The following is a 22,361-nucleotide window of genomic DNA, read 5'->3' as shown; positions in this document are numbered from 1 at the left end:
CGATGCGCATCCCGGTGTCGACGTACCGCCTGCAGATCACACCCGAGTTCGACCTCTTCGAGGCCGCGCGCCGGCTGTCGTACCTGCACGACCTCGGCGTCGACTGGGTCTACCTGTCCCCGCTGCTCGCGTCGGAGCCGGGCAGCCAGCACGGGTACGACGTGGTCGCCTTCGACCACGTCGACCCGCAGCGCGGCGGTGCCGAGGGCCTGGCCGCGCTGTCCGCCGAGGCGCGCCGGCTCGGGATGGGCGTGCTCGTCGACATCGTGCCGAACCACGTCGGCGTCGCCACGCCGTCCGAGGACCCGTGGTGGTGGGACCTGCTGCGGCTGGGACGCGAGTCCGAGCACGCGACGGCGTTCGACATCGACTGGGAGGAGGGCGACGGGAAGATCCGGATCCCGGTGGTCGGCGACGACGACGAGGACGCCATCCAGGTGGCCCTGTCGGACTCCGGGGACGGCGAGGTCCGCTACCACCACCACCGCTTCCCGATGGCGCCCGGCACCACGACGCTCGAGGAGCAGCACTACGAGCTCGTGAACTGGCACGTTGCCGACGACGGCCTCAACTACCGCCGCTTCTTCGCGGTGAACACGCTGGCCGCCGTCCGCGTCGAGGACCCCGAGGTCTTCGCCGAGACCCATGCGGAGATCCGCCGCTGGTTCGAGGAGGGGCTCGTCGACGGGCTGCGCGTCGACCACCCCGACGGGCTGCGCTTCCCGGGCCGCTACCTCGACGACCTCGCCGACCTCACCGGCGACAGCTACGTGCTCGTCGAGAAGATCCTCGAGACCGGCGAGACGCTGCCCGCGTCCTGGGCGACCGCCGGGACCACGGGGTACGACGCTCTCGCGCTGGTCGACCGCGTGCTCACCGACCCCCTGGGCGAGAAGCCGCTCGACGCCCTCGAGACCTCGCTCCGCGGCGCGCCCGTGGACTGGGCCGCGATGGTGCACGACAACAAGCGCGCGGTCGCGGACGGCATCCTGCACTCGGAGGTGCGCCGCATCAACCGCGAGCTCGACGGCGACGAGCACACCGAGGACGCGGTCGCCGAGCTGCTCGCCTGCTTCCCGGTCTACCGCTCCTACCTGCCCGAGGGACGCGAGCACCTCGACGAGGCGTTCACGCTCGCCCGCGAGCACCGACCCGACCTGGCCGCGACCCTCGACGAGCTGCTCCCGGTCCTGTCGGACCCCTGGACCCCGGCGGCGCGTCGGTTCCAGCAGACCAGCGGCATGGTGATGGCCAAGGGTGTCGAGGACTGCTCGTTCTACCGCTGGTCCCGACTCACCTCGCTGAACGAGGTCGGTGGCGACCCGGCGGTGTTCGCGATCGGCGTCGACGACTTCCACCACGCGATGACGCTGCGGCAGCGGGACCGGCCGTACGCCATGACCACACTCTCCACGCACGACACCAAGCGCGGCGAGGACGTCCGCGCCCGGATCACCACGCTCGCCGAGATGCCCGACGTCTGGGCGGCCGCGCTCGACGAGCTGCTCCGGCTGGCGCCGGTCCCCGACCCCGGCTTCGGCGCGCTGCTGTGGCAGGCCGTGCTCGGCGCCTGGACGCCCGACCACCTGCCCGACCTCCCGGACCGGCTGCACGGGTACGCCGAGAAGGCGATGCGCGAGGCCGGCGACCGCACCACGTGGACCGAGCCCGACGCGACGTACGAAGCGGCCGTCCACCGCGCCGTCGACGCGATCTTCGAGTCCGACGACGTGCGCCGCGTGCTCGCCGACCTGTGCGCCCGCGTGGACGAGCCGGGCCGCTCGAACTCGCTCGCCGCGAAGCTGGTCGCCCTGACGATGCCCGGCGTCCCCGACGTCTACCAGGGCAGCGAGCTGTGGGAGACCTCCCTGGTCGACCCCGACAACCGACGCCCGGTCGACTTCGACCAGCGGGTCGCGATCCTCGCCGGCGAGGACGGCGACGACGCGGCCGACAAGCTGCACGTCACCACCAGCGCCCTGCGGTTGCGCCGCGACCGGCCCGAGCTCTTCACGACGTACGCACCCGTGCTCGCGAGCGGCAGCGCCGCCGGCCACGTCCTCGCGTTCGACCGCGGCGGCGCGGTCGCGGTGGCGACCCGGCTGCCCGTCGGGCTGGCGGCTGCCGGCGGCTGGGGTGACACGACGCTCGAGCTGCCGCCCGGCAGGTGGCACGACGTACTCACCGGGTCCTCCACCACCGGGCGGCTGGCCGACCTGCTCGCGACCCACCCCGTCGCCCTCCTGGTCGAGGAGCAGTCGTGACGTCCTTCGACGTGTGGGCGCCGAACGCGACCCGGGTCCGCCTGTCGGTGGGCGATGAGACCGTCGAGATGGAGCGCGGCGCCGGCGACTGGTGGACGCCGGCCGGACCGATCCCCGACATCTCGGAAGGAGGGGTCGACTACGGATACCTGATCGACGACTCGGACACGCCGCGGCCCGATCCGCGGTCGCGGCGTCAGCCGGCGGGCGTCCACCAGCGCTCGCGAACCCACGACCCGTCCGCGCACGTCTGGAATGACGTGACGTGGACCGGCCGCCAGCTGGCCGGCGCGGTCGTCTACGAGCTGCACATCGGCACGTTCACCCCGGAGGGGACGTTCGACGCCGCGCTCGGCAAGCTCGGCCACCTGCGCGAGATCGGCGTCGACCTCGTCGAGGTGATGCCGGTCAACGCGGTCAACGGCACCCACAACTGGGGCTACGACGGTGTCGGCTGGTTCGCGGTCCACGAGCCGTACGGCGGTCCCGAGGGCTACCAGCGGTTCGTTGACGGCTGCCACGCGGCCGGCCTGGGCGTGATCCAGGACGTCGTCTACAACCACCTCGGACCGTCGGGGAACTACCTGCCGGAGTTCGGGCCCTACCTCAAGCAGGGCGCGAACACGTGGGGCGACCTCCTCAACCTCGACGGCCCCGGCTCGGCGGAGGTCCGGCGCTACATCCTCGACAACGTGCGGATGTGGCTGGAGGACTACCACGTCGACGGGCTGCGACTGGACGCCGTGCACGCGCTCAACGACGCCACGCACCAGCACCTGCTGGAGGAGATGGCGGTCGAGGTGGCGGCACTGTCGGCGCACCTGCGCCGGCCGCTCACGCTGATCGCGGAGTCGGACCTCAACGACCCGCGGCTGGTGCGGCCCCGCGAGGCGGGCGGCTACGGGCTCGACGCCCAGTGGAGCGACGACTTCCACCACGCGGTCCACGTGGCGCTGACCGGAGAGACCGAGGGCTACTACGCGGACTTCGAGCCGCTGGGCGCGCTGGCCAAGGTGTGCGAGCGCGGGTTCTTCCACGACGGCACCTGGTCGTCGTTCCGCGGCCGGGCGCACGGGTTCCCCGTGGACCTGCGCGCGATGCCGACCTGGCGGCTGGTGGTGTGCAGCCAGAACCACGACCAGATCGGCAACCGGGCGCGCGGGGACCGGATGACCGAGGTCCTCGACGACGACCAGCTCGCGTGCGCGGCGCTGCTGACGCTGTGCGGCCCGTTCACGCCGATGCTGTTCATGGGCGAGGAATGGGCGGCCTCGACGCCGTTCCAGTTCTTCACCTCGCACCCCGAGCCGGAGCTCGGGACGGCGACGGCCGAGGGCCGGATCGCGGAGTTCGAGCGGATGGGCTGGGACCCCGCCGTCGTGCCCGACCCGCAGGACCCGGCGACGTTCGAGCGCTCGAAGTTGGACTGGTCCGAGGCGACCCGCGGCCGGCACGCCGTGCTGCTGGACGTCTACCGGGACCTGGCGCGGCTGCGCCGCGAGCGTCAGGAGCTGACCGACCCGGCGTTCGGGTCGGTGGCGTGCACCGCCGACGAGGAGACGCGGGTCTTCACGATGCGCCGCGGCGACCTGCTGGTCGCAGTGAACTTCGGCGACGCCGAGGCGACGGTCCCGACCGACGCCACCGACGTGCTGTTCACCTCACCGGCCGGCGCGAGGCTCGACCAGGGGCGCCTGGTGCTCCCGGCTCACGCCGGCGCGGTCGCCGGCTGAGGCTCACAGGCCCAGGTCGCGCCCGATCAGCTCCTTCATGATCTCGTTCGAGCCGGCCCAGATCTTGGAGACCCGGGCGTCGCGCCAGGCGCGGGCCACGCGGTACTCGTTCATGAAGCCATAGCCGCCGTAGATCTGCACGCAGTGGTCGAGGACGTCGTTCTGCACCTGCGAGGTCCACCACTTGGCCTTGGCCGCGTCGATCGGCGTGAGCTCGCCGGCGTCGTGGGCGACCACGCACTGGTCGACGTACGCCTGGGCGACGTCGACGGTCGTGAACTGCTCGGCGAGCAGGAACTTGTTGTGCTGGAACGAGCCGATGCCCTGGCCGAACGCCTTGCGCTCCTTGGCGTACACCAGCGTCTCTTCGAGGATCTGGCGGGCGTGGGCGAGGTTGGAGATCGCGCAGCCGAGCCGCTCCTGCGGCAGCTTCTGCATCATGTGGATGAAGCCGCCGTCGAGCTCGCCGACGATGTCGTCGTCGGTGAGGCGGACGTTCTCGAAGAAGAGCTCGGCGGTGTCGGACTCGTCCTGGCCGACCTTGTCGAGCTTGCGGCCGCGGGAGTAACCCTCGGCGGTCGCGGGGATCGCGAACAGCGTGATGCCTCGCGCCTTCTTCTCCGGGGAGGTGCGCACGGCGGTGATCACCAGGTCGGCGGAGTAGCCGTTGGTGATGAACGTCTTCGAGCCGTTGACGACCCAGTGCTCGCCGTCGCGCACTGCGGTGGTCTTCAGCGCAGCCAGGTCCGAGCCACCGGAGGGCTCGGTCATGCCGATCGCGAGCAGGATCTCGCCGGCGGCGACGCCGGGGAGCCAGCGCTTCTTCTGCTCCTCGGTGCCGAGCTCCACGAGGTACGGCGCCGTGATGTCGGCGTGGATGCCGACGCACGAGCCGAGCGCGGCGTTGACCTTGTTCAGCTCCTCGAACACCACCGCGTTGAAGCGGTAGTCGTCCGCGCCGGCGCCGCCGTTCTCCTCGGGGATCTCGAGGCCCAGGAAGCCCTGCTTGCCCGCCTCGAGCCAGAACTCGCGTGGGATCGCCTTGTCCGCGGCGTGCTGCTCGACGTGCGGGACGACCGACCGGTCGAGGAACTCCTTCACGGAGGCGCGGAACGCCTCGTGGTCCTCGTCGTAGATGGAGCGCTTCATGGGCCGGATACTACTCTTCGGTAACCAGGAGCCAGCGATCCCCGGATCGGCCGGGCGCCGGGTTAAGGTCCGTGCGATGTCGCCGACCACCACACCCAGCCACAACCGGCTGGACATCCAGGGCCTGCGGGCGATCGCGGTCCTCGCCGTGGTCGCCGATCATGCCGGCCTGCCCGGATTCACCGGCGGGTACGTCGGCGTCGACGTCTTCTTCGTGGTCTCCGGGTTCCTGATCACCGGGCTGCTGCTGCGGGAGAAGGACCGGGACGGGCGGATCAGCCTCGGCGGCTTCTACGCGCGCCGGGCCCGCCGGATCCTCCCCGCGTCGACGCTGGTGCTCGTGGCGATCGTGGCGTACGCCGCCGCCGAGCTCTCCTACCGCGCGGTCGAGCGGATCACGACGGACGCGGCGTGGGCGGCGGCGTTCCTGGCGAACGTGCGGTTCTCCCGCCTGGGCACCGACTACTTCGCCGAGGGTCTGCCGCCCTCGCCGGTCCAGCACTTCTGGTCACTGGCGGTGGAGGAGCAGTTCTACCTGGTCTGGCCGGCGCTCCTGATCCTGCTGCTGGCGGTCGCCCCCCGCAGGATCGCTGCCGTGCTCGGCGTGCTCTGCCTGGCGTCGCTCGCGTGGTCGGTCGTCCTCACCCGCACCGACGAGACCGCGGCGTACTTCTCCTCGCTGACCCGCGGCTGGGAGCTGGGAGCCGGCGCGCTGCTGGCGATCAGCGCGCCCCACCTCGCGCGGCTCGGGTCCCGCTCCCGGACGGTGCTCGGGTGGGCGGGCCTCGCGGCGGTCGTGCTCGCCGTGCTGGCGTTCGACGCGGCGACGCCGTTCCCCGGGTACCACGCGCTGCTGCCGGTCCTGGGCACCGCCGCGCTGCTCGCCGCCGGCACGGGCGCCGGCGACGGAGCCGGCCGCCTGCTGTCGGTCCGGCCGCTCACCTGGGTCGGCGACCTGTCGTACTCGATCTACCTCTGGCACTGGCCGGTGCTCGTGTACGGCGACCCGCACGCCAGCACCCCCGTGCTGCTCGGCATCACCCTGGTGCTGTCGGTCGGGAGCTACTACCTCGTCGAGAACCCGGTCCGCAACGGCCGCTGGTTCCGCGCCTCCCGTCCGCGCGGGCTGCTGCTGTGGCCGGCCGCCATCGCGGTCGTGGCGGCGGCGGTCATCGGCGGCCGGGCGGTCGCGACCCACCAGCTCGAGCAGCGCCTCGACGAGATGGAGCAGTACGAGTCACTGCGCTCCGAGCAGGTGCCAGTGGCGGACGAGCTGGCGGTCTCCCTGGGCCTCGCCGACGACGAGGCGCCGGTCGCGTTCCCGTTGGAGAGCATCGCGCAGGTCGACGACCTCGCCCACGACCTGTGGAACTTCCGCTACAAGTGCTTCGTCGGGCACGACCGCAGCGTCGCCCGGATCTGTCCGATCGGCGACGTCGACAGCGACCGCACCCTGGTCGTGCTCGGCGACTCCCACGCGGGGCAGTGGCTGCCGGCGTTCGACCGGATCGGGCAGGAGCACGGCTACCGGGTCGTCCCGCTGATCAAGCTCGGGTGCGTGCCGTACGACGTGCCGCTGGTGACCGACGACCTCTCGCGGCCGTACGACGAGTGCACGGCGTTCCGCGGCTGGGCGACCGACAAGATCAAGGAGCTGGACCCCGACGTCGTCTACGTGAGCGGCCGCGGGATGCCCGGCAACTACGTCGTCCCGGAGGAGGACCGCGCGGAGGTGTGGCGCGCCGGCGTCGACAGCCTGGTCGCCGAGCTCCAGGAGGGGACGCCCGACGTCCGCCTGATCGCCGACACCACCCGCTTCGACTTCGATCCCATCGACTGCCTGACCGACCTGGACGCGACGATGGCGACCTGCACCGACGAGGAGATCGAGCCGGTCCGCGAGTCGAACCGGCTCATCCGGCAGGCGGCCCGGGACGCGGGTGCGACGTACGTCGACATCACGCCGCTGGTCTGCCTGGACCGGCGCTGTCCCGTGGTCGCGGGCGGGCGGATGGTGTACGCCAACGGCGACCACCTCAGCGTCGACTGGGTCGAGCACGTGCTGCCCGACCTGCTGCGTGTGGACGGCGTGCTCCCGCACGACTGACCGGGGTGTCCCCGCCCTCGGCGCCCGCGGGCGGCCAGGGCCGCTCGACCGCGGCGGCCACGTCGGCCAGGGCCCCGGACGCCAGCGCCGACTCGATGCCGGCGGCCCGCACCCCCGCCTCCCGGCCCAGCGCCTGCATCGCGAGCACGCCCTCCTCCGCGGTGTCCTCCGGCAGCGCGAGCTCGCGGACCACGGCGGCCCGGTCCCGGACCGTCTCGGCGAGGACGGCGAGCGCGTCACCCGCGTCGGTGCCGAGCGCCCGGGCGCGCGAGGCGACGTCGTCGAGCGACGACTCCTGGCGCTGGAGCGCGGCGCCGAGCGCCCGCACCTGCTCGTGGTCGTCGATCGACTGCGCGAGCGCGCCGTACGCCGCCAGCGTGGTGCGCAGCTCCTGCACGGCGAGCAGGTAGCCGGTGTCGCCCTCGGGGACGGCCACCGCCGGGTCGTCGTCACTCCCGAGCCGGCCGATCGCGACCCCGAGCAGGAGGCCGGCGACCAGGCCGATGACGAGAGCGACGATCAGTTGACGACGAGCCACCCGACCTTCGTGCCCTTCGGAGCCTTCTGGTTGAAGTGGATCGTGACGGTGCCGTCGGCGGGGTGCGGGACTGCCGCGGCGACGTACACGCCCTTCTTCGGCGCCTGCAGGGTCGCCACGACGAAGCTGGCGGCGTCGAGCGCGACCGAGGTCAGGGTGAGGGTCTTCGCGGCCTTGGTCGTCTTGGTGACGCCGCTGGAGCTCGCCGCGACCTGCAGCGCCTCGACCTCGAGCGTGCCCTCGACCGTCACGTCGCCCTGGAACCGACCCGCGACGCCGTCGTCGTTGCGGGCCTCGGCGACGAGACCGAACGCCGGCCCCGAGGCGTACACGCCGGTGCCCGCCGGCGCCGGGTCGCTCGGCACCGCGGAGCCGCTGTAGCCGTACACCCCGACCCCGGTCGCGGCGACCGACGTGCCCAGCACGCCGATGCCGCCGGACGCGGCTTCGCAGGAGCCCGCGACCCCGGCGCAGTTGGACGTCGTGTACATCGTGCGGCCGAGCATGCCGTCGGGCCGGCTGATCCCGACCGGGTAGTTGTTGAGCGCCACGAACGCGGCGGTGCCGGAGATGTTCGAGGAGATGCGGGTGCTGCCGGCCGTCGTGTTCGTGACGTCGGTGTGCACGACCGTCTGCGTGTCGTAGGCGATGTTGGTGTTGTGGCCGGCGACGGCCGGATCGGCCGTCGCGACCCCGGCCACCGCGGCACCGGCCAGGGCGACACCGCCCATGACCAGGCCGCGGCGGGCCAGTGGCCCGGACTCGCTCGTCTCAGTGGGAACTGGCTGCGTGGCCTCGGGCATGGTCCGTCCTCCTGCTATCCGCTCACGTTAGCTCGACAGGTTGTCGAGGTCGATGGTGTCCTCCTCCGCGGGCGCCTCGGCGTCGAAGTCCTCGTCGAACTCCGAGAACGTCACGCTGCCGGAGTCGTCGCCGTCGGTCTTCTCGATCTTCACGAGGTAGTGCGGCTCGTCGACGAGGACGTAGCCGGTCGACGTCCCGTCCTCGGGGTCCTCCTGGTCGATCGCGATCGCCTCGTCGCCGTCGATGTCCTCGGTGTCGCCCTTCGAGAACGTCGCCTTGTCGTCCTCGTCGTCGTCCTTGAGCATCTGGTCGAGGAGCTCGTCGAGGTCGCAGAACTGACCGAACCCGTCCTCACCCTCGGGGACGACGACCCACTTGTCGCCGACCAGGGTGATGATCTGCTCGGCGGCTTCGCCGGCGGACTTCTCCCAGAACTCCTGGCTCGGGCGGAACCACGTGCTGCCCTCGACGCCGACGATCTCCGCGCTGGCGCCGTCGATCCCGATGCTGCCGACGCAGTCGCCCTCGGCGTTGGTCTGCACGTCGATGTCGACCTGCTGCCCGCTGGTCGTGACCGAGCCGGCGACCTTGACCGCCTTCAGGTCGCCCATCGCGTCCTTGGAGGCGTTGGCGATGTCCTCGGCGGACTGGTCGGTGAAGCTGTCGCTCCCGCCGCAGGCAGTGAGGGCGGTGGCGAGGCCGACACTCGCGACAGCGAGTCCGATCCGGGTCATGGAAGTCTCCTTGGGTTGGCGTGCTTGCGCCCCAACCGTGCCAGACCCCGGCGACTTCGCGTCTGTAGCCGCGCCCGCAGCCGCCGTTCCACCGCCCTCCACTCCGCCGTTCCGTGCAGGTCGACCAGCCTGGGCTCGACGACTCGCTCCTGGTGGACGAGGTACTGGTCGACGACCTCGCGAGCGGCGTCGGCCACCCGCCGGGCCTCGTGCGCCGCACGGGCGGTGGGGTGCTGGACCAGGTGGCCGAGCGCCTCGGCCACCTCGCGCAGCGCGTCGGCCGTCGCGTGGTGCTCGCACTCCAGGGTCGCCAGCAGCGCCGGGTCCACCTCGAAGCGGGCGAGCACCGGCCCGACCAGGTCGTGCTCGTGCTCGTGGTACCTCGTCAGCTCCGCTCGCAGCGTGGCGCAGGCGCGCTCGAGGTCGCGCGCCCGGCCCGCGTCACCGTCCTGGAAGCCACCGAGCGCCGCGTCGAGCCGGGCCAGGTCCCGCCGTACCCCGTCGTGGACGACCCGGTTCGTCGACGTCGGGACGGTCGGGGCCATTCCGGGACGGTAGGCCCGTCCCGGAACGGCGACCAGACCGGTTCAGACCACGCCGTCAGGCCACGCCGTCAGGCCACGCCGACCGGCTCCCGCTCCGGCTGCTCCGCGTCGCTCTCGCGGAAGCCGTGCCGCTCCCACCAGCGCAGCATCGGGCCGGGGGCGTACCAGTTCCAGTGGCCGAGCAGCTTCATCGTGGCCGGCACCAGGATGGCGCGTACAACGGTCGCGTCGATGAGCAGCGCGACGAGCATGCCGATGCCGAGCATCTTCATGAACACGATCCCCGACAACCCGAACGCCCCGATGACCACGGCCAGCAGGAGGGCGGCGCTGGTGATGATCCGGCCCGTCTTCTGCACGCCGGTCACGACCGCCTCGTCGTTGTCGCCGGTGAGGTCGTACTGCTCCCGGATCCGCGAGAGCAGGAAGACCTCGTAGTCCATCGACAGGCCGAACAGGATCGCCAGCATCAGGATCGGCATCGTCGCGTCGAGGTAGCCCTGGGAGACGAACCCGAGCTGCTCGGCCAGGTGGCCGTCGGAGAAGATCCAGGTGACGACGCCGAACGACGCCGTGATCGAGACCAGGTTCATCACCACCGCCTTCACCGGGAGCACGATCGAGCCGAAGGCGACGAACAGCAGGCCGAGCATCACGACGGCGACGATCAGGCCCATCCACGGCAGGTGCGCGCCGACGGAGTCGATCAGGTCCACGGTGTCGGCGGTCAGCCCGCCGACCAGCGCGGTGCCGGAGCCCGGGTCCAGCTGGCGCAGGTCCTCGACGAGCGCCTGCGAGGCCTCCGACTGGCTGTTGCCCTCCCACGTCGCCCGCAGCAGCGTGGTGTCACCGGACTGGTCGACCGGCGTGACGAGCACGACGCCCGGCACCTGCTCGGCCGCGCGGACGTACGCCGTCACGTCCGCCTCGCTGGTGCCCTGGAGCAGCAGGCTCGCGGTCGAGGTCTCCGCGCCGAACTCCTCGCTGAGCAGGACCTGCGCCTGGTGGGCCGGCGCGTCCTCGGGCAGCACGCGGTGGTCGACACTGCCCCAGCGGGCACCGAGGAACGGCGAGGCGATGACCAGCAGCGCGGCGACCGTCACGACGATCACGACCACGGGGCGACGCATGACCGCGCGCGCGAGCCGGGCCCAGCGGCCGTGCTCGTCGGCACCCGTGACCGCCTGGTGGCGGCGCCAGGGCAGCCGGCCGGCGTCGATGCGGCGGCCGAGCAGCTTCAGCGTCGCGGGCAGGATCGTGAGGGCGGCCAGCATCGCGACGAGCACCGCCGCGATGCCGCCGTACCCCATGCTGTTGAGGAACGCCTGCGGGAAGATCAGCAGGCTCGCCAGCGCCGCGGCGACGGTGAGGCCGGAGAACATCACGGTGCGGCCGGCGGTCGCCATCGTGCGGCGGATCGCGATCGCGGACGCGTCGGGGTGGTCGGCCGGCAGCAGCGCCAGCTCCTCGCGGAACCGGCTGATCACGAACAGGGCGTAGTCGATCGCGAGGCCGATGCCGAGCAGCGAGATCACGTTCACGGCGAACACCGAGACCTCGGTCGCGTTCGTCAGGAGGCGTACGACGGCCAGCGCACCCACCATCGCGACCACGCCCACCATCGCGGGCATCAGCGCCGCGACCACGCTGCCGAAGATCAGCAGCGCCAGCAGGATCACCAGCGGCAGCGAGATCAGCTCGGCGCGCTCGAGGTCCTCCGACGTGATCTCGTTGACGTCGTTGTAGACCGCGAACGACCCCGCGAGCTCGGTGTCGATGCCCTCGGCGTGCAGACCCGGCTCGATCTCGTCGTAGTGGGTGAGGTACTCGTCCTGGCTGTCACCGGCCAGCGAGATCAGCACCTGCGCGGCGTGGCCGTCGCCGGAGACGAGCCCGGCCTCGGGAGCGGCCCAGTACGGCACGACCTGCGCCGTCGTACCCTCCGGGAGCCCGGCCAGCACGTCCTCGACCGCGCCGCGGAACTCCGGGTCGTCGGCGGTCAGCTCGTCGCTCGCGTAGATCGCGACGACGTCGACCGAGCGGTTGCCGAACGTGTCCCGCTCCGCGTCGAGCTCGCGCGCCGACTCCGAGCCGCGGTCGTCGAACCCGCCCTGGCTGAGGGAGTCGAAGACCCCGCTGCCGTAGGCCGCGGCACCGACGGTGACCAGCACCGCCGTGATCAGCACCAGCACCGCCCGGCGGGCCACGAAGCCACCCCATCGATCCAGCATCACCGTCTCCTCACGTCGTTCGTGAACACCCGACAAGTTTGTGAACGGTGTTAACCGTAAACGGTGTAAACTCCACTCGTCAACGGTCGGGTGCCAAGATCTCGCCCGGAAGGGAGAGCACATGGGGACGCTGCGGCAGCCGACTCGACGCGAGCGCCAGCGCGAGGAGACGTACGACGAGATCGTCGCCGTGTCCCGGCAGCTGCTCGCCGAGGGCGCCGAGCTCTCCCTGCGTGCGGTGGCCGGGCGGATGGGCGTCACCCCGCCGGCGCTGTACCGCTACGTGGCGAACTACCAGGAGCTCGTCGACCTGGTCGCCTTCGAGATCGACAAGGCGGCGACCGGGCGGTTCCGCGCCGCGGCCGACGAGCTCCCCGAGGACGACTACGCCGGCCGGCTGCTGATGTCGACCACCGAGTTCCGCCAGTGGGCGCTGGCGAACCCGCGCGAGTTCGGCCTCGTGTTCGCCAACCCCGTCGCCGACGCCAACTGCATCCGCCGGGAGATGCTCACGCTCGCCTCGTCGGGCCACCTGCTCACCGGACAGATGCGCGCCCTGTGGCAGCACAACCACCACCCGATCCCCGCGGTCGACGAGCTCCCGCCCGCCGTCCGCGACGCGGTCACCGACCCGGTCATCCCGGCCGAGACCGAGGGCCTGCAGCCCGACGAGCGCGGCCTGATCTGGGTCTACATGCAGGGCTGGACGGCGCTCTACGGCGTGGTCGCACTCGAGGTCTTCGGCCACATGGACCCGCGCGTGATCGAGTCCGGCGAGATGTTCATCGACACCATCCGCAACTTCGTCCCGCGCGTGGGGCTCGCCGAGGACTGGCCGCGCCTCGAGGCGATGGTGCGCGCCCGGCTCGCCGATTCTTCGGGGCGGTAGTCCCTGACGTTCTCGGGGTCGATCGCCCGGATCCACCCCGGAAACGTCAGGGACTACCCCAGAACCTCGTCCACCCAGGCGGGCACCAGCTCGGACGCCGGGCCGTGCCGGGCCTCGTCGAACAGGTGCGTGCCCTCGCTGGGCATCAGGTTCAGCTCGAGCGTCCGGGCGCCGCGGCGGCCGGCGTACTGCACGAAGCCGGCGGCGGGGTAGACCGCACCGGAGGTGCCGACGGAGACGAACAGGTCGGTGCGGTCGAGGGTCTGCTGGATCCGTTCCATCTCGTACGGCACCTCGCCGAACCAGACGACGTCCGGGCGGAGCTCGGTCACCCCGCAGCGCGGGCACGGCGGCAGGTCCGCGAGCTCGTGGTCCCACGGGGAGCGGCCGCCGCAGCCGCGGCAGAGCGCCGAGCGCAGCTCCCCGTGCATGTGCAGCACCCGGGTCGAGCCGCCGCGCTCGTGGAGGTCGTCGATGTTCTGGGTGACGACGAGCAGGTCGTCGCCGAGCGCCGCCTCGAGCCGGGCCAGCGCGTGGTGCGCGGGATTCGGCTGGACGGCGAGCAGCGCGGCACGGCGGGCGTCGTAGAACCGGTGCACGACCGACGGCTGGTGGTCGAACGCCTCCGGGGTCGCGACGTCCTCGACCCGGTGCCCTTCCCACAGCCCGTCGGCGTCCCGGAACGTCGGTACGCCGCTCTCCGCGGAGATGCCGGCGCCGGTCAGCACGACGACCCTCACTCTTCTGGCCTCTGGTGCACGGAGACGACATACCCACCAGCGGGGTCGAACTCACCCCGGTCCCAGCTGCTGAACTCGACCACGTCGTCCAGCCCGGCCAGCGCCATCGCCGCCTGGAAGTCCGTCAGCGTCGTCACCGGGCAGCCGGGCGGCAGGTGCGCCTCGTCCAACCCGAAGCCGCAGATGACCAGCCCGCCGGGCTCCGTGTGCGCCGCGAGCCGCTCGCAGGTGGCCGCCAGCGTGCCCTCCTCGAGCAGCGGGATCGTGTTGCCTGCGACCAGGACGACGTCGAACGTCGCCTCCAGGTCCAGCGTCGACAGGTCCGCCCACAGCCATTCGATCTCCGGCTTGTCGCCCGCGGCGACCCAGAGCATGGCGATGTCGACGTCCACGCCGACCACGTCGTACCCCAGCTCGCGCAGGCGTACGGCGATCCGGCCGGTGCCGCAGCCGGCGTCCAGCACCCGCGCCGGAGCCCGCACCAGCGCCTCCAGGAACGCCGCCTCGCCGTGCACGTCCTCACCGCGCGCCGCGAGCGCGCGGAAGCGCTCGGCGTACTCCCTCGCGTAGTCCTCCCCGGCGGTCTCCCGAGCGATCCGCTCCCACCGCGTGCTCACTTCTTCAGCGACCTCCGTTTCGCCTGTGCCTTGAACTCGTCCATGAACAGGCGGTGGATCTTGTCGCTGTCGAGGGCCCCTCCGACCGCTCGCAGCTCACCGCGAGCGAGACGCTCGCAGACCCTCACCCAGGCATGGCCGATCGCGTACGTGAACGTGCTCGCCACGGTCGCGTTGATCGTGCCGGCGACGGCGGTCCCGGCGCCGGGCACGAACTTGAGCAGGTTGCCGACCACCGACCGGCCGGCCGTGGTCGCCGCCGCGGTGGCGGCGATCGAGGCGGCCGTCGACCGCTCGATCGAGATGCCGTACGTCACCGCGATGGACGCCATCATCCCGAGCTGGATGGGGACGAGGATGGCGGCGTCTGAGAAGGGGATGGGGGAGGCTCCGGCGGCTGCTGCCGCCCCGGTCGCCAGCTTGATCGCCGCTTCGGCTCGCTCCTGCTTGCGGTCGAAGTCGATCTGCTGCGCCGCCGTGATCGCGTGGGCGACGCCGGAGGGCGCGCCTTGAAAGGTGGCATCGAGGAGTTCCTGGAGGCCGTACGCCGCCTGCCCGGTGAACTCGTCGGCCTTCGCCATCGTGTAGTGGATCAGGCCGTCCTGGATCGGCAGGTTCATCGCCGAGATGTGCGCCGCCAGCGCCTCCGCGTCGGGGTGCACCCGGTCGCCTCCCCCAGATCCGAGGGACCTCGGGACCTGGGTCAGCACCATCACCACCGGCAGGCCCATCGCGTGCAGCGCCCGGATGAAGTCGGCCTCGCTCGGCTCGAAGCGCCGGTCTCCGGCCCGCACGCAGTACCAGGCCACGTGCACCTGCTCCGACAGCGCCCGTCGGCGCATCCCGTGCAGGTAGTCCTGGAGCTCGGTGATCAGCTCCGCGTTGTCCTTGCCGACCTCGAGACCCCGGGTGTCGAGCACCCCGAGCGTCCCGCTCTGGTGCAGGTAGAGGTGCGCGGCCTTCGTGACCGGCTGGCCGATGCCCGTCGCCGCGATCTCCTCGCCGAAGATCGCGTTGACCAACGTCGACTTGCCGACGCCGGTCTTGCCGAAGATGGCCAGGTTGAACCGACCGATCTCCTCCGCCTTGTCCTTCCAGGCCTTCCCGAAGGCCTGGCCGAACCACGCGTCCGTGGGCTTCGCCATGCAGAAATGGTCTCAGAGGGCTCCTAAATTCCTGGTCGTCCGCCTCTCGAGTGTCTATACACCCGCCTCAGGCGGACGACCCGCACCGATGAGTCGGCGGCGCCCGGCCGGTCCACCCCTCGATGACAGATGACTGGCTGGACGACACCCGGACGTCGTACGACGCCGACGCTGATGCCTACGCCGACCAGGTCCGCGGTCTGCTGGAGGGGAGTCCCGCCCTGCGCGCGAGCCTGTCCCTGTTCGCCGAGCTGGTGCGCGAGGCCGGCGGCGGTCCCGTCGCAGACCTCGGCTGCGGCCCGGGCTACGTCACGCGGCACCTCCACGACCTCGGGGTGGACGCGTTCGGCATCGACCTGTCCCCCGCGATGGTCGCGGTCGCACGACGCGACCACCCGGACCTCCGGTTCGAGGTGGGCACGATGACCGACCTCGACCTGGCCGACGACTCCGTGGCCGGCGTGCTCGCGTTCTGGTCGGTGATCCACGTGCCCGACGAGCTGGTGCCTCAGGCGTTCTCGGAGTTCCACCGGGTGCTGCGCCCGGGCGGCCCGGTGCTGGTCGGCTTCCACGTCGGTGAGGGAACACGCACGACGACCGAGGGCTACTCGGGCCGCCCGATCCGGGTCGACAGCCACCGCCGGCAGCCGGCCCAGATCTCGCAGTGGCTGCGCGAGGCCGGCTTCCGGATCGAGTCGGAGCTGCTGATGCGGCCCGACGACGAGCTGCCGGGCGCGATCGTCATCGCCGCCCAGCCGGCGACTCAGTAGTACCAGGGGTACGGCGACCAGTCCGGCTCGCGCTTCTCGAGGAACTGGTCGCGGCCCTCCTGGGCCTCGTCGGTCATGTAGGCCAGCCGGGTGGTCTCGCCCGCGAAGAGCTGCTGGCCGACCAGGCCGTCGTCGAGCAGGTTGAAGGAGTACTTCAGCATCCGCTGCGCGGTGGGCGACTTGCCGTTGATCAGGCGGCCCCACTCGAGGGCGGTCGCCTCGAGCTCGGCGTGGGGGACGGCCTTGTTGACCGTGCCCATCCGCATGCCGTCCTCGGCGGAGTACTCCTGGCCGAGGAAGAAGATCTCGCGGGCGTACTTCTGGCCGACCTGGCGGGCCAGGTACGCCGAGCCGAAGCCGCCGTCGAAGGAGCCCACGTCGGCGTCGGTCTGCTTGAAGCGCGCCTCCTCGAGCGAGGCGAGGGTCAGGTCGCAGACGACGTGCAGGCTGTGGCCGCCGCCGGCGGTCCAGCCGGGGACGACGCAGACGACGACCTTCGGCATGAAGCGGATCAGCCGCTGCACCTCGAGGATGTGGAGCCGCGCGAGCTTGGCCTTGTCGACGGTCTCGGCGGTCTCGCCCTCGGCGTACTGGTAGCCGGCCCGGCCGCGGATCCGCTGGTCGCCGCCGGTGCAGAACGCCCACTTGCCGTTCTTCGCGCTCGGGCCGTTGCCGGTGAGGATCACGCAGCCCACGTCGCTGGAGGTGCGCGCGTGCTCGAGGACGCGGAGCAGCTCGTCGACGGTGTGCGGGCGGAACGCGTTGAGGATGTCGGGGCGGTCGAACGCGACCCGGACCGTGCCGTGCGCCTTCGCGCGGTGGTAGGTCAGGTCGGTCAGGTCGTCGAAGCCCGGGACCGCGTCCCACTGCTCGGCGTCGAAGATCTCCGACACCCCGTCGATTGCGCTCATGGAGGAGACGCTATCGCCGGGGAATGCGCACGGCTCGACCGGGCATTGTTCAGGTATGGCACTTCAAGGCGAGTACGAACCGAGTCAGTGGGACTGGGTCCGCAACCAGGTCGAGGAGTTCGAGTCCTCCAACGGCGAGCGGGCCAACATCCTCCAGGGCAAGCCCGAGTGGCCGATCGTCGTGATCACGTCGGTCGGGTCCAAGTCCGGCAAGCTCCGCAAGAACCCGGTCATGCGAGTGGAGCACGACGGTGTGTACGCCGCGGTCGCGTCCAAGGGCGGCACGCCGGAGAACCCGGCCTGGTACGACAACTTCCTCAACAACCCGGAGGTCGACCTCCAGGACAAGGGCGAGAAGCACACGTACCGCGCCCGCATCGCCGAGGGCGACGAGCGCGCCGCGTGGTGGGAGCGAGCGGTCGCGCAGTACTCGCCGTACGCCGAGTACCAGGAGAAGACCGACCGGGAGATCCCGGTCTTCCTCCTCGAGCGGGTCTGACGCACCTGACGTCACCGGGGCGCGGGTCGCTCGTTGAGCGACCATGCGCCTGCTGACCGCTGCCCTCTCGCTCGTCGTCACCGCCGCCCTGGCGGCCCCGGCCTCGGCCGCGCCGGCCGACCCGCAGGCCGACCTGCAGAACATGGCCGACTCCTACGGGCGGATCACCGGTCCCGGCGGCCAGCTGCAGAACCCGGCGTACCTCCCGTCGCTGATCGCGGCGACGACGGGGCGGTACGTCGAGCAGCTGCTCACCCAGGTCGCGTCGCCGCTGCGCCTGTCGCTGACCGCGGGCAACCTGGTCCCGGGCTGGAACGTCGGCAACCCGCTGCGCGCCGGCTGGACCGACACCCGCGGGCAGTCGCGCCGCGTCGCGTTCACGAACCGGTACGGCGCTCTCCTGCGCGGCACCGTGTGGCGTCCGCTGCCGGGAGCCACGGACCCGTACACGGGGAGGAAGCTGACCGGTCCGTTCCCCGGCGTGGTCATCACGACCGGCTCGATCCAGGGCTCGCAGGGCATGTACGAGTGGCTCGCCCAGGACCTCGCCGAGCGCGGCTACGTCGTGCTGACCTACGACGTCCAGGGCCAGGGCACCAGCGAGACGCTGCCGCACGAGGACTCGCCGCTGAACCAGCCGATGGTGCCGTTCTGCAACCCGCTCGACTGCCACGGCGTCCCGTCGCAGCAGCTCGGCAACTTCACCACCGGCACCGAGGACGCGCTCGACTTCTTCGTGTCGCGCCCGAAGCGCCAGTACCCGAACGAGAACTCCGAGGGTGCGAGCTCGACGTCGCCGTACAACCCGTTCTGGCGGTCGTACGACGCGAAGCCGGTCGCGATCGTCGGGCACTCGCTCGGCGCGACCGCCGTCTCGCAGGTGCAGGGCACCGACGAGCGGGTCGCGACCGTGGTCGCGCTGGACAAGCTCAGCAGCGACGGCGTGACCCCCCGGGTGCCGGCGCTGGCGATCCAGTCGGAGTACTTCTTCGAGCCGACGCCCGCCGGCGTGCAGCCGGACCCGGGCCGCGAGCGGGCGACCGGGTACGACGCCTGGGAGAAGGCCGGCGTGGACACCATGCTCGTCGTGCCGCGCGCGTCGACCCACCTGGAGTACACCGACATCCCGCTGGTGCTGCCGGCCAGCCGGTACGGCCAGGACCTCACCAGCGTGTACGTGCAGCGCTGGCTCGCCCACTACCTCAAGGGCGCGTCGGCCGCGCCGCTGCTCGACACCTCGTTCCGCTACCTCGAGCCCGTCGGCAACGGCGTGTGGAAGCCGGTGAGGCTCCAGCGCGACGAGCTGCTGAGCAGCTACTACTGCTCGGCGTACTCCTTCGGCGGCGTCGAGAACGGCGACATCGCGGACGTGGGCTGCTAGCCGTGCCATCCTGCGCCTGTGACGACGGACACAGGCGCGCGCCGCTCGGCCCTCGCCGAGCCCACGGACAACCCGCCGGGTCGCTGGGTCGCGTACCTGACGCTGGCCAGCATCGGGCTGTGGGCCGGGTTCTTCGGCCCGATCCAGGTGCTGCTCGCGCAGCAGGCGGAGTCGATCGACGAGGCGAACAAGAAGCTGGTGCTCGCGGTCGTGCTGGGCCTGGGCGCGTTCGTGTCGGTCGTCTGCAACCCGGTGTTCGGCGCGTTCTCGGACCGGACGACGCTGCGCGCCGGCCGCCGCCTCCCGTGGGTGGTCGGCGGCGCGGTCGGTGGTGCGCTGTCCCTGCTCCTGCTCGCCGTCGCCGACAACGTCGTCGTGATGGCGCTCGGCTGGTGCGGCGTGCAGGCGACGCTGAACGCGATGCTCGCCGCGATCACCGCGACCGTGCCCGACCAGGTCCCGGTCGGGTCGCGCGGCAAGATCGGCGGCATCCTCGCGCTCGCGCAGACCCTCGGCGTGGTCGGCGGCGTCGGCATCGCATCGGCGACCGGCAGCATCGCGGCCGGGTACGCCGTCACCGCGGTCGTGCTGCTCGTGCTCGCGGTGCCGTACTGCCTGGGCTCCCGCGACCTCCCGCTCGCCCCCGATGAGCGGCCGGAGCCGTTCGACTGGGGCGCGTTCGTGCGGTCGTTCTGGGTCTCGCCGCGCGAGCACCCCGACTTCGCGTGGGCCTGGATCACCCGGTTCCTGGTCAACCTCGGCAACGCGCTCGGCCTGCTGTACCTCCTTTACTACCTGCAGGACGCGATCGGCATGACGTCCGACGAGGCCGAGGACAGCGTGTTCGTGCTGACGGCGACGTACGCCCTCGCGCTGATGGTGACCGCGGTGACGTTCGGCATCTGGAGCGACCGCAGCGGCCGGCGCAAGGTGTTCGTGATCTGGTCCGGGATCGTCGGCGCGTTCGCGTCCGGGCTGCTCGCGGTCGCGCAGACGTGGCCGGCCGCGGTCGTCGCGGCGGTCGTGATGGGGATCGGGTACGGCATCTACACGTCGGTCGACTTCGCGCTGATCACCCAGGTGCTCCCGGGCGCCGCCGACCGCGGCAAGGACCTCGGCGTCATCAACATCGCCAACGCCCTGCCGCAGGTGGTCGCGCCCGGCATCGCCGGCGTGATCCTCGTGGTCGTCGAGGCGTTCGGCGGGCTCACCGAGACCAACGGCGACGCGTTCTCGGTCGGGTACTGCGCGGTCTACGCGAGCGCGTTCGCCTCCGCGATCCTGGGCTCGGTGTTCGTCACCCGGATCCGCTCGGTGCGCTGATCGTCAGTCGCCGGGCCACTCACCGGTCCAGCGCTCGAAGAGGCGCGCGCCCCCGCGGTTGATCAGCGCCCGGACGACGGTGAAGATCGCGCCCTGGATGGCGGCTGCGATCAGGATCTTGCGCAGCCGGTACTCCGACTCCAGAGGCTTCGGCGGGGCGTCGGCGCTCTGCGGGTCGAGCCGCTTCCAGACCTGCTGGAAGATCTGGCCGGCGACGAGGCCGCCGAGCAGGCTCGCGACCAGGCCCCACGGCCGGTAGAGGAGGCTGGCGCTCCTGCTGGTCTTCTTCTCGGGCTTCCCGGCGCTCATCGGCGACCCCACAGCCACAGCAGCACGATCGCGGCGAGGCCCGCGACCAGTCCCGCGCCGACGCTGGTCACGGCCGGGGTCGGCTTGCCGTCCGGGCTGGTGACGCGCTCGCGCACGCGCGACTTCACGTCGAGCTTCGCGGCGAGCTGGTCGACGGTCTCGGCGAGGTCCTCGCGGGTCCGCTCGATCTCCGCCTGGAGCTCGGCGGCATCCGGGCTGGTGCCGTTACTCATGGTCCCTCCTGGGGTGGCGGACCGTGTCGATGTCCGCCTTGATGTTCTCGACGGCCTGGGTCGGCACGGGCGGCGCCGCCTGCGCCACCTCGCGCTTGCCCCGCATCGCGACCACGCCGGCGATCGCGAGCAGCACGACGCCGACGATCACCGCGGCGAGCCAGGCGTCGAGGACGAGCGCCAGGGCGAGTACGGCGGCCGCGATCAGCACGCCCACGCCGTACAGCGCGAGCACGCCGGCCGCGCCGAACATCCCGGCGCCGATGCCGGCCCTCTTGGCCTTCCCGGTGACCTCGACCTGCGCGAGCCGGAGCTCGTCGCGCACCAGCGTCGAGATCTCGCTCGACAGCTGGGAGACCAGGTCACCGGTCGACTGGGTGGAGTGGGTCACGGCGTGGCCTGTCCACTGACGTCGCCGTGCCCGGTCACCTTGGCGCCGGCGGCGGTGGCGAGGTCACCGGCGGCGGAGCCCGCCTCGCTGACCTTCTCCTTCACCAGGTGCTGGGCCTGGTCGGCCTTCTCCTGGACGCGCGGGTCGCGCCACACGCCCTGCGCCTTGTCTGCGATCTGGTCATAGCGCTCGCGGCCCGCCCGCGCACCCAGCACGTAGCCGGCACCGAACCCCGCGAGAAACGACAACTTGGCCATCTGACCCTCCAACCGTGCGGCATCTGCTCTTGGATCAGCAGTGCCCATCGGGGCTGGCGGCATGCGCCCGTCGTGGCTAGTGCGCGGTGGCCTTGTTCGCGGTGCGCGAGATCGACATCGCCAGGCCGACGAGGTGGCCGAGGCGGGCCAGCTCGGAGTCGAGGAACTCCGGGCCGCCGCGGCGGCCGATCACCACGATCTCGGACTTGTTGAGCCGGGCAGCGGCGACGATCGCGTTCTCGTCGTCGGACTCGATCAGCTCGGCGCGCTCGATCTGCTGCCACGCCAGCTCCGACGGGGCTGCCGCGGTCGCGTGCACGACGCCGTCGATCTTCGAGACGCGCGCGCCCCAGTCCGCGCGGAACGTGACCGGCAGCAGATCGACCAGCCGGTTCAGCGAGCCCTCGGGATCGGCGGTCAGCTCCTCCACGGCTTCGAGGTCGAGGAACAGGTTGCCGCCGGCGGCGTACCGGCTGATCCAGACGACCTGGACCCCGTCGAGCGCGTTGCAGGCCGACACGATCGAGTCGGGCATCGCGTTCGGCGCCATCTCGAGGAGCACGTCGTCGACGGCGATGCCGTCGCCGTGCCGCTTCTCGACGATCTCGATCGCCTCGATGTCACCGCCGGACATACCGATGGCGCTCGCCAGCCGCCCCAGCGACCCCGGGACGTCGGGCAGCTCCACGCGCAGCAGGTACGGCATGTCTCGACCCTAGCCGGAGCAGGTTGCGGTGGGGTTTCTGAGTTCTCAGCCCTCGGCCGGTGGGGGTGGGGGGCGTGGCGGCGTG

At 71.7% G+C, this 22,361-nt stretch carries 23 protein-coding genes; 8 read left to right on the top strand and 15 right to left on the bottom strand.

Annotation, left to right across the window (positions count from 1 at the left end):
• The first annotated feature begins 2 nt into the window (after positions 1–2).
• Together treY and treZ are read left to right on the top strand one after the other, a co-directional pair.
• Positions 3–2,264, top strand: a complete 2,262-nt coding sequence (treY, locus tag MJ604_RS11890) for a malto-oligosyltrehalose synthase (protein ID WP_243058556.1) — start codon at positions 3–5, stop codon at positions 2,262–2,264.
• Positions 2,261–3,997: a malto-oligosyltrehalose trehalohydrolase gene (gene treZ, locus MJ604_RS11885; protein ID WP_243058554.1), complete on the top strand. Its 1,737-nt coding sequence runs from the start codon at positions 2,261–2,263 to the stop codon at positions 3,995–3,997. Before treY ends, treZ begins: the two co-directional genes overlap by 4 nt.
• Positions 3,998–4,000: 3 nt before the next feature.
• Here treZ and MJ604_RS11880 read toward each other — a convergent pair whose 3' ends face one another.
• Positions 4,001–5,146 (bottom strand): acyl-CoA dehydrogenase family protein, encoded by a 1,146-nt coding sequence (locus MJ604_RS11880; RefSeq protein ID WP_243058553.1) that lies wholly within the window; start codon positions 5,144–5,146, stop codon positions 4,001–4,003.
• A gap of 76 nt (positions 5,147–5,222) precedes the next feature.
• On the opposite strand from MJ604_RS11880, the gene MJ604_RS11875 reads away from it, so the two are divergent.
• Complete coding sequence (locus MJ604_RS11875) at positions 5,223–7,253, top strand: acyltransferase family protein (RefSeq protein WP_243058551.1); 2,031 nt, start codon at positions 5,223–5,225, stop codon at positions 7,251–7,253.
• Here the strand turns inward: MJ604_RS11875 and MJ604_RS11870 are convergent.
• The 5 genes from MJ604_RS11870 to MJ604_RS11850 all read right to left on the bottom strand — a co-directional run bounded on the left by MJ604_RS11870 (position 7,183) and on the right by MJ604_RS11850 (position 12,105).
• The gene (locus tag MJ604_RS11870) at positions 7,183–7,791 is read right to left on the bottom strand and encodes a hypothetical protein (protein ID WP_243058550.1); all 609 of its coding nucleotides are present in this window, start codon (positions 7,789–7,791) and stop codon (positions 7,183–7,185) included. The genes MJ604_RS11875 and MJ604_RS11870 overlap by 71 nt on opposite strands.
• A complete protein-coding gene (locus tag MJ604_RS11865; protein ID WP_243058549.1) occupies positions 7,773–8,594 on the bottom strand; it encodes a hypothetical protein in 822 nt (273 codons plus the stop codon). The genes MJ604_RS11870 and MJ604_RS11865 overlap by 19 nt, the downstream gene beginning before the upstream one ends.
• Before the next feature lie 27 nt (positions 8,595–8,621).
• Positions 8,622–9,329, bottom strand: a complete 708-nt coding sequence (locus MJ604_RS11860) for a hypothetical protein (protein WP_243058547.1) — start codon at positions 9,327–9,329, stop codon at positions 8,622–8,624.
• Complete coding sequence (locus MJ604_RS11855; RefSeq protein WP_243058544.1) at positions 9,326–9,874, bottom strand: hemerythrin domain-containing protein; 549 nt, start codon at positions 9,872–9,874, stop codon at positions 9,326–9,328. The genes MJ604_RS11860 and MJ604_RS11855 overlap by 4 nt, the downstream gene beginning before the upstream one ends.
• Positions 9,875–9,942: 68 nt before the next feature.
• Positions 9,943–12,105 carry an MMPL family transporter gene (locus tag MJ604_RS11850; RefSeq protein WP_243058543.1) on the bottom strand — a complete coding sequence of 721 codons (2,163 nt, stop codon included), beginning with the start codon at positions 12,103–12,105 and terminating at the stop codon, positions 9,943–9,945.
• 121 nt (positions 12,106–12,226) lie between these two features.
• Between MJ604_RS11850 and MJ604_RS11845 the strand changes: the two genes are divergently transcribed.
• Positions 12,227–12,994, top strand: a complete 768-nt coding sequence (locus tag MJ604_RS11845) for a TetR/AcrR family transcriptional regulator (RefSeq protein ID WP_243058542.1) — start codon at positions 12,227–12,229, stop codon at positions 12,992–12,994.
• Positions 12,995–13,047: 53 nt separating this feature from the next.
• Here MJ604_RS11845 and MJ604_RS11840 read toward each other — a convergent pair whose 3' ends face one another.
• The 3 genes from MJ604_RS11840 to MJ604_RS11830 are packed head-to-tail and all read right to left on the bottom strand — an operon-like array spanning position 13,048 to position 15,496.
• Positions 13,048–13,734, bottom strand: a complete 687-nt coding sequence (locus MJ604_RS11840) for an NAD-dependent deacylase (RefSeq protein ID WP_243058541.1) — start codon at positions 13,732–13,734, stop codon at positions 13,048–13,050.
• Positions 13,731–14,351, bottom strand: a complete 621-nt coding sequence (locus MJ604_RS11835) for a bifunctional 2-polyprenyl-6-hydroxyphenol methylase/3-demethylubiquinol 3-O-methyltransferase UbiG (RefSeq protein ID WP_243058540.1) — start codon at positions 14,349–14,351, stop codon at positions 13,731–13,733. The genes MJ604_RS11840 and MJ604_RS11835 overlap by 4 nt, the downstream gene beginning before the upstream one ends.
• Entirely contained in the window at positions 14,348–15,496 is a 1,149-nt protein-coding gene (locus MJ604_RS11830) for a GTPase family protein (protein WP_243058538.1), read from the bottom strand. Before MJ604_RS11830 ends, MJ604_RS11835 begins: the two co-directional genes overlap by 4 nt.
• A 122-nt stretch (positions 15,497–15,618) precedes the next feature.
• On the opposite strand from MJ604_RS11830, the gene MJ604_RS11825 reads away from it, so the two are divergent.
• Positions 15,619–16,266, top strand: coding sequence for a class I SAM-dependent methyltransferase (locus MJ604_RS11825; RefSeq protein ID WP_243058536.1), 648 nt, complete (start codon positions 15,619–15,621; stop codon positions 16,264–16,266).
• Here the strand turns inward: MJ604_RS11825 and MJ604_RS11820 are convergent.
• Entirely contained in the window at positions 16,260–17,177 is a 918-nt protein-coding gene (locus MJ604_RS11820; RefSeq protein ID WP_243058535.1) for a 1,4-dihydroxy-2-naphthoyl-CoA synthase, read from the bottom strand. The genes MJ604_RS11825 and MJ604_RS11820 overlap by 7 nt on opposite strands.
• A 55-nt stretch (positions 17,178–17,232) precedes the next feature.
• Between MJ604_RS11820 and MJ604_RS11815 the strand changes: the two genes are divergently transcribed.
• The 3 genes from MJ604_RS11815 to MJ604_RS11805 are packed head-to-tail and all read left to right on the top strand — an operon-like array spanning position 17,233 to position 20,380.
• Complete coding sequence (locus MJ604_RS11815) at positions 17,233–17,676, top strand: nitroreductase family deazaflavin-dependent oxidoreductase (RefSeq protein WP_243058533.1); 444 nt, start codon at positions 17,233–17,235, stop codon at positions 17,674–17,676.
• Positions 17,677–17,719: 43 nt separating this feature from the next.
• Positions 17,720–19,057 carry a dienelactone hydrolase family protein gene (locus MJ604_RS11810; protein ID WP_243058531.1) on the top strand — a complete coding sequence of 446 codons (1,338 nt, stop codon included), beginning with the start codon at positions 17,720–17,722 and terminating at the stop codon, positions 19,055–19,057.
• Positions 19,058–19,075: 18 nt separating this feature from the next.
• Positions 19,076–20,380, top strand: a complete 1,305-nt coding sequence (locus MJ604_RS11805) for an MFS transporter (protein ID WP_243058530.1) — start codon at positions 19,076–19,078, stop codon at positions 20,378–20,380.
• Positions 20,381–20,383: 3 nt separating this feature from the next.
• Here MJ604_RS11805 and MJ604_RS11800 read toward each other — a convergent pair whose 3' ends face one another.
• The 5 genes from MJ604_RS11800 to MJ604_RS11780 all read right to left on the bottom strand — a co-directional run bounded on the left by MJ604_RS11800 (position 20,384) and on the right by MJ604_RS11780 (position 22,276).
• Complete coding sequence (locus MJ604_RS11800; RefSeq protein ID WP_243058528.1) at positions 20,384–20,689, bottom strand: DUF4235 domain-containing protein; 306 nt, start codon at positions 20,687–20,689, stop codon at positions 20,384–20,386.
• Entirely contained in the window at positions 20,686–20,922 is a 237-nt protein-coding gene (locus MJ604_RS11795; RefSeq protein WP_243058526.1) for a DUF3618 domain-containing protein, read from the bottom strand. The genes MJ604_RS11800 and MJ604_RS11795 overlap by 4 nt, the downstream gene beginning before the upstream one ends.
• Positions 20,915–21,313 (bottom strand): phage holin family protein, encoded by a 399-nt coding sequence (locus MJ604_RS11790; RefSeq protein ID WP_243058525.1) that lies wholly within the window; start codon positions 21,311–21,313, stop codon positions 20,915–20,917. The genes MJ604_RS11795 and MJ604_RS11790 overlap by 8 nt, the downstream gene beginning before the upstream one ends.
• Positions 21,310–21,570, bottom strand: coding sequence for a hypothetical protein (locus MJ604_RS11785; RefSeq protein ID WP_243058524.1), 261 nt, complete (start codon positions 21,568–21,570; stop codon positions 21,310–21,312). Before MJ604_RS11785 ends, MJ604_RS11790 begins: the two co-directional genes overlap by 4 nt.
• A 76-nt stretch (positions 21,571–21,646) precedes the next feature.
• A complete protein-coding gene (locus MJ604_RS11780; RefSeq protein WP_243058523.1) occupies positions 21,647–22,276 on the bottom strand; it encodes an amino acid-binding protein in 630 nt (209 codons plus the stop codon).
• Positions 22,277–22,361: the final 85 nt, after the last annotated feature.

Origin of the sequence: Nocardioides sp. SR21 (assembly GCF_022761125.1) — a bacterium.
Classification (GTDB): domain Bacteria; phylum Actinomycetota; class Actinomycetes; order Propionibacteriales; family Nocardioidaceae; genus Nocardioides.
The sequence above is the reverse complement of the archived record's forward strand: the minus strand, read 5'-3'. Positions and strand labels throughout refer to the sequence as shown.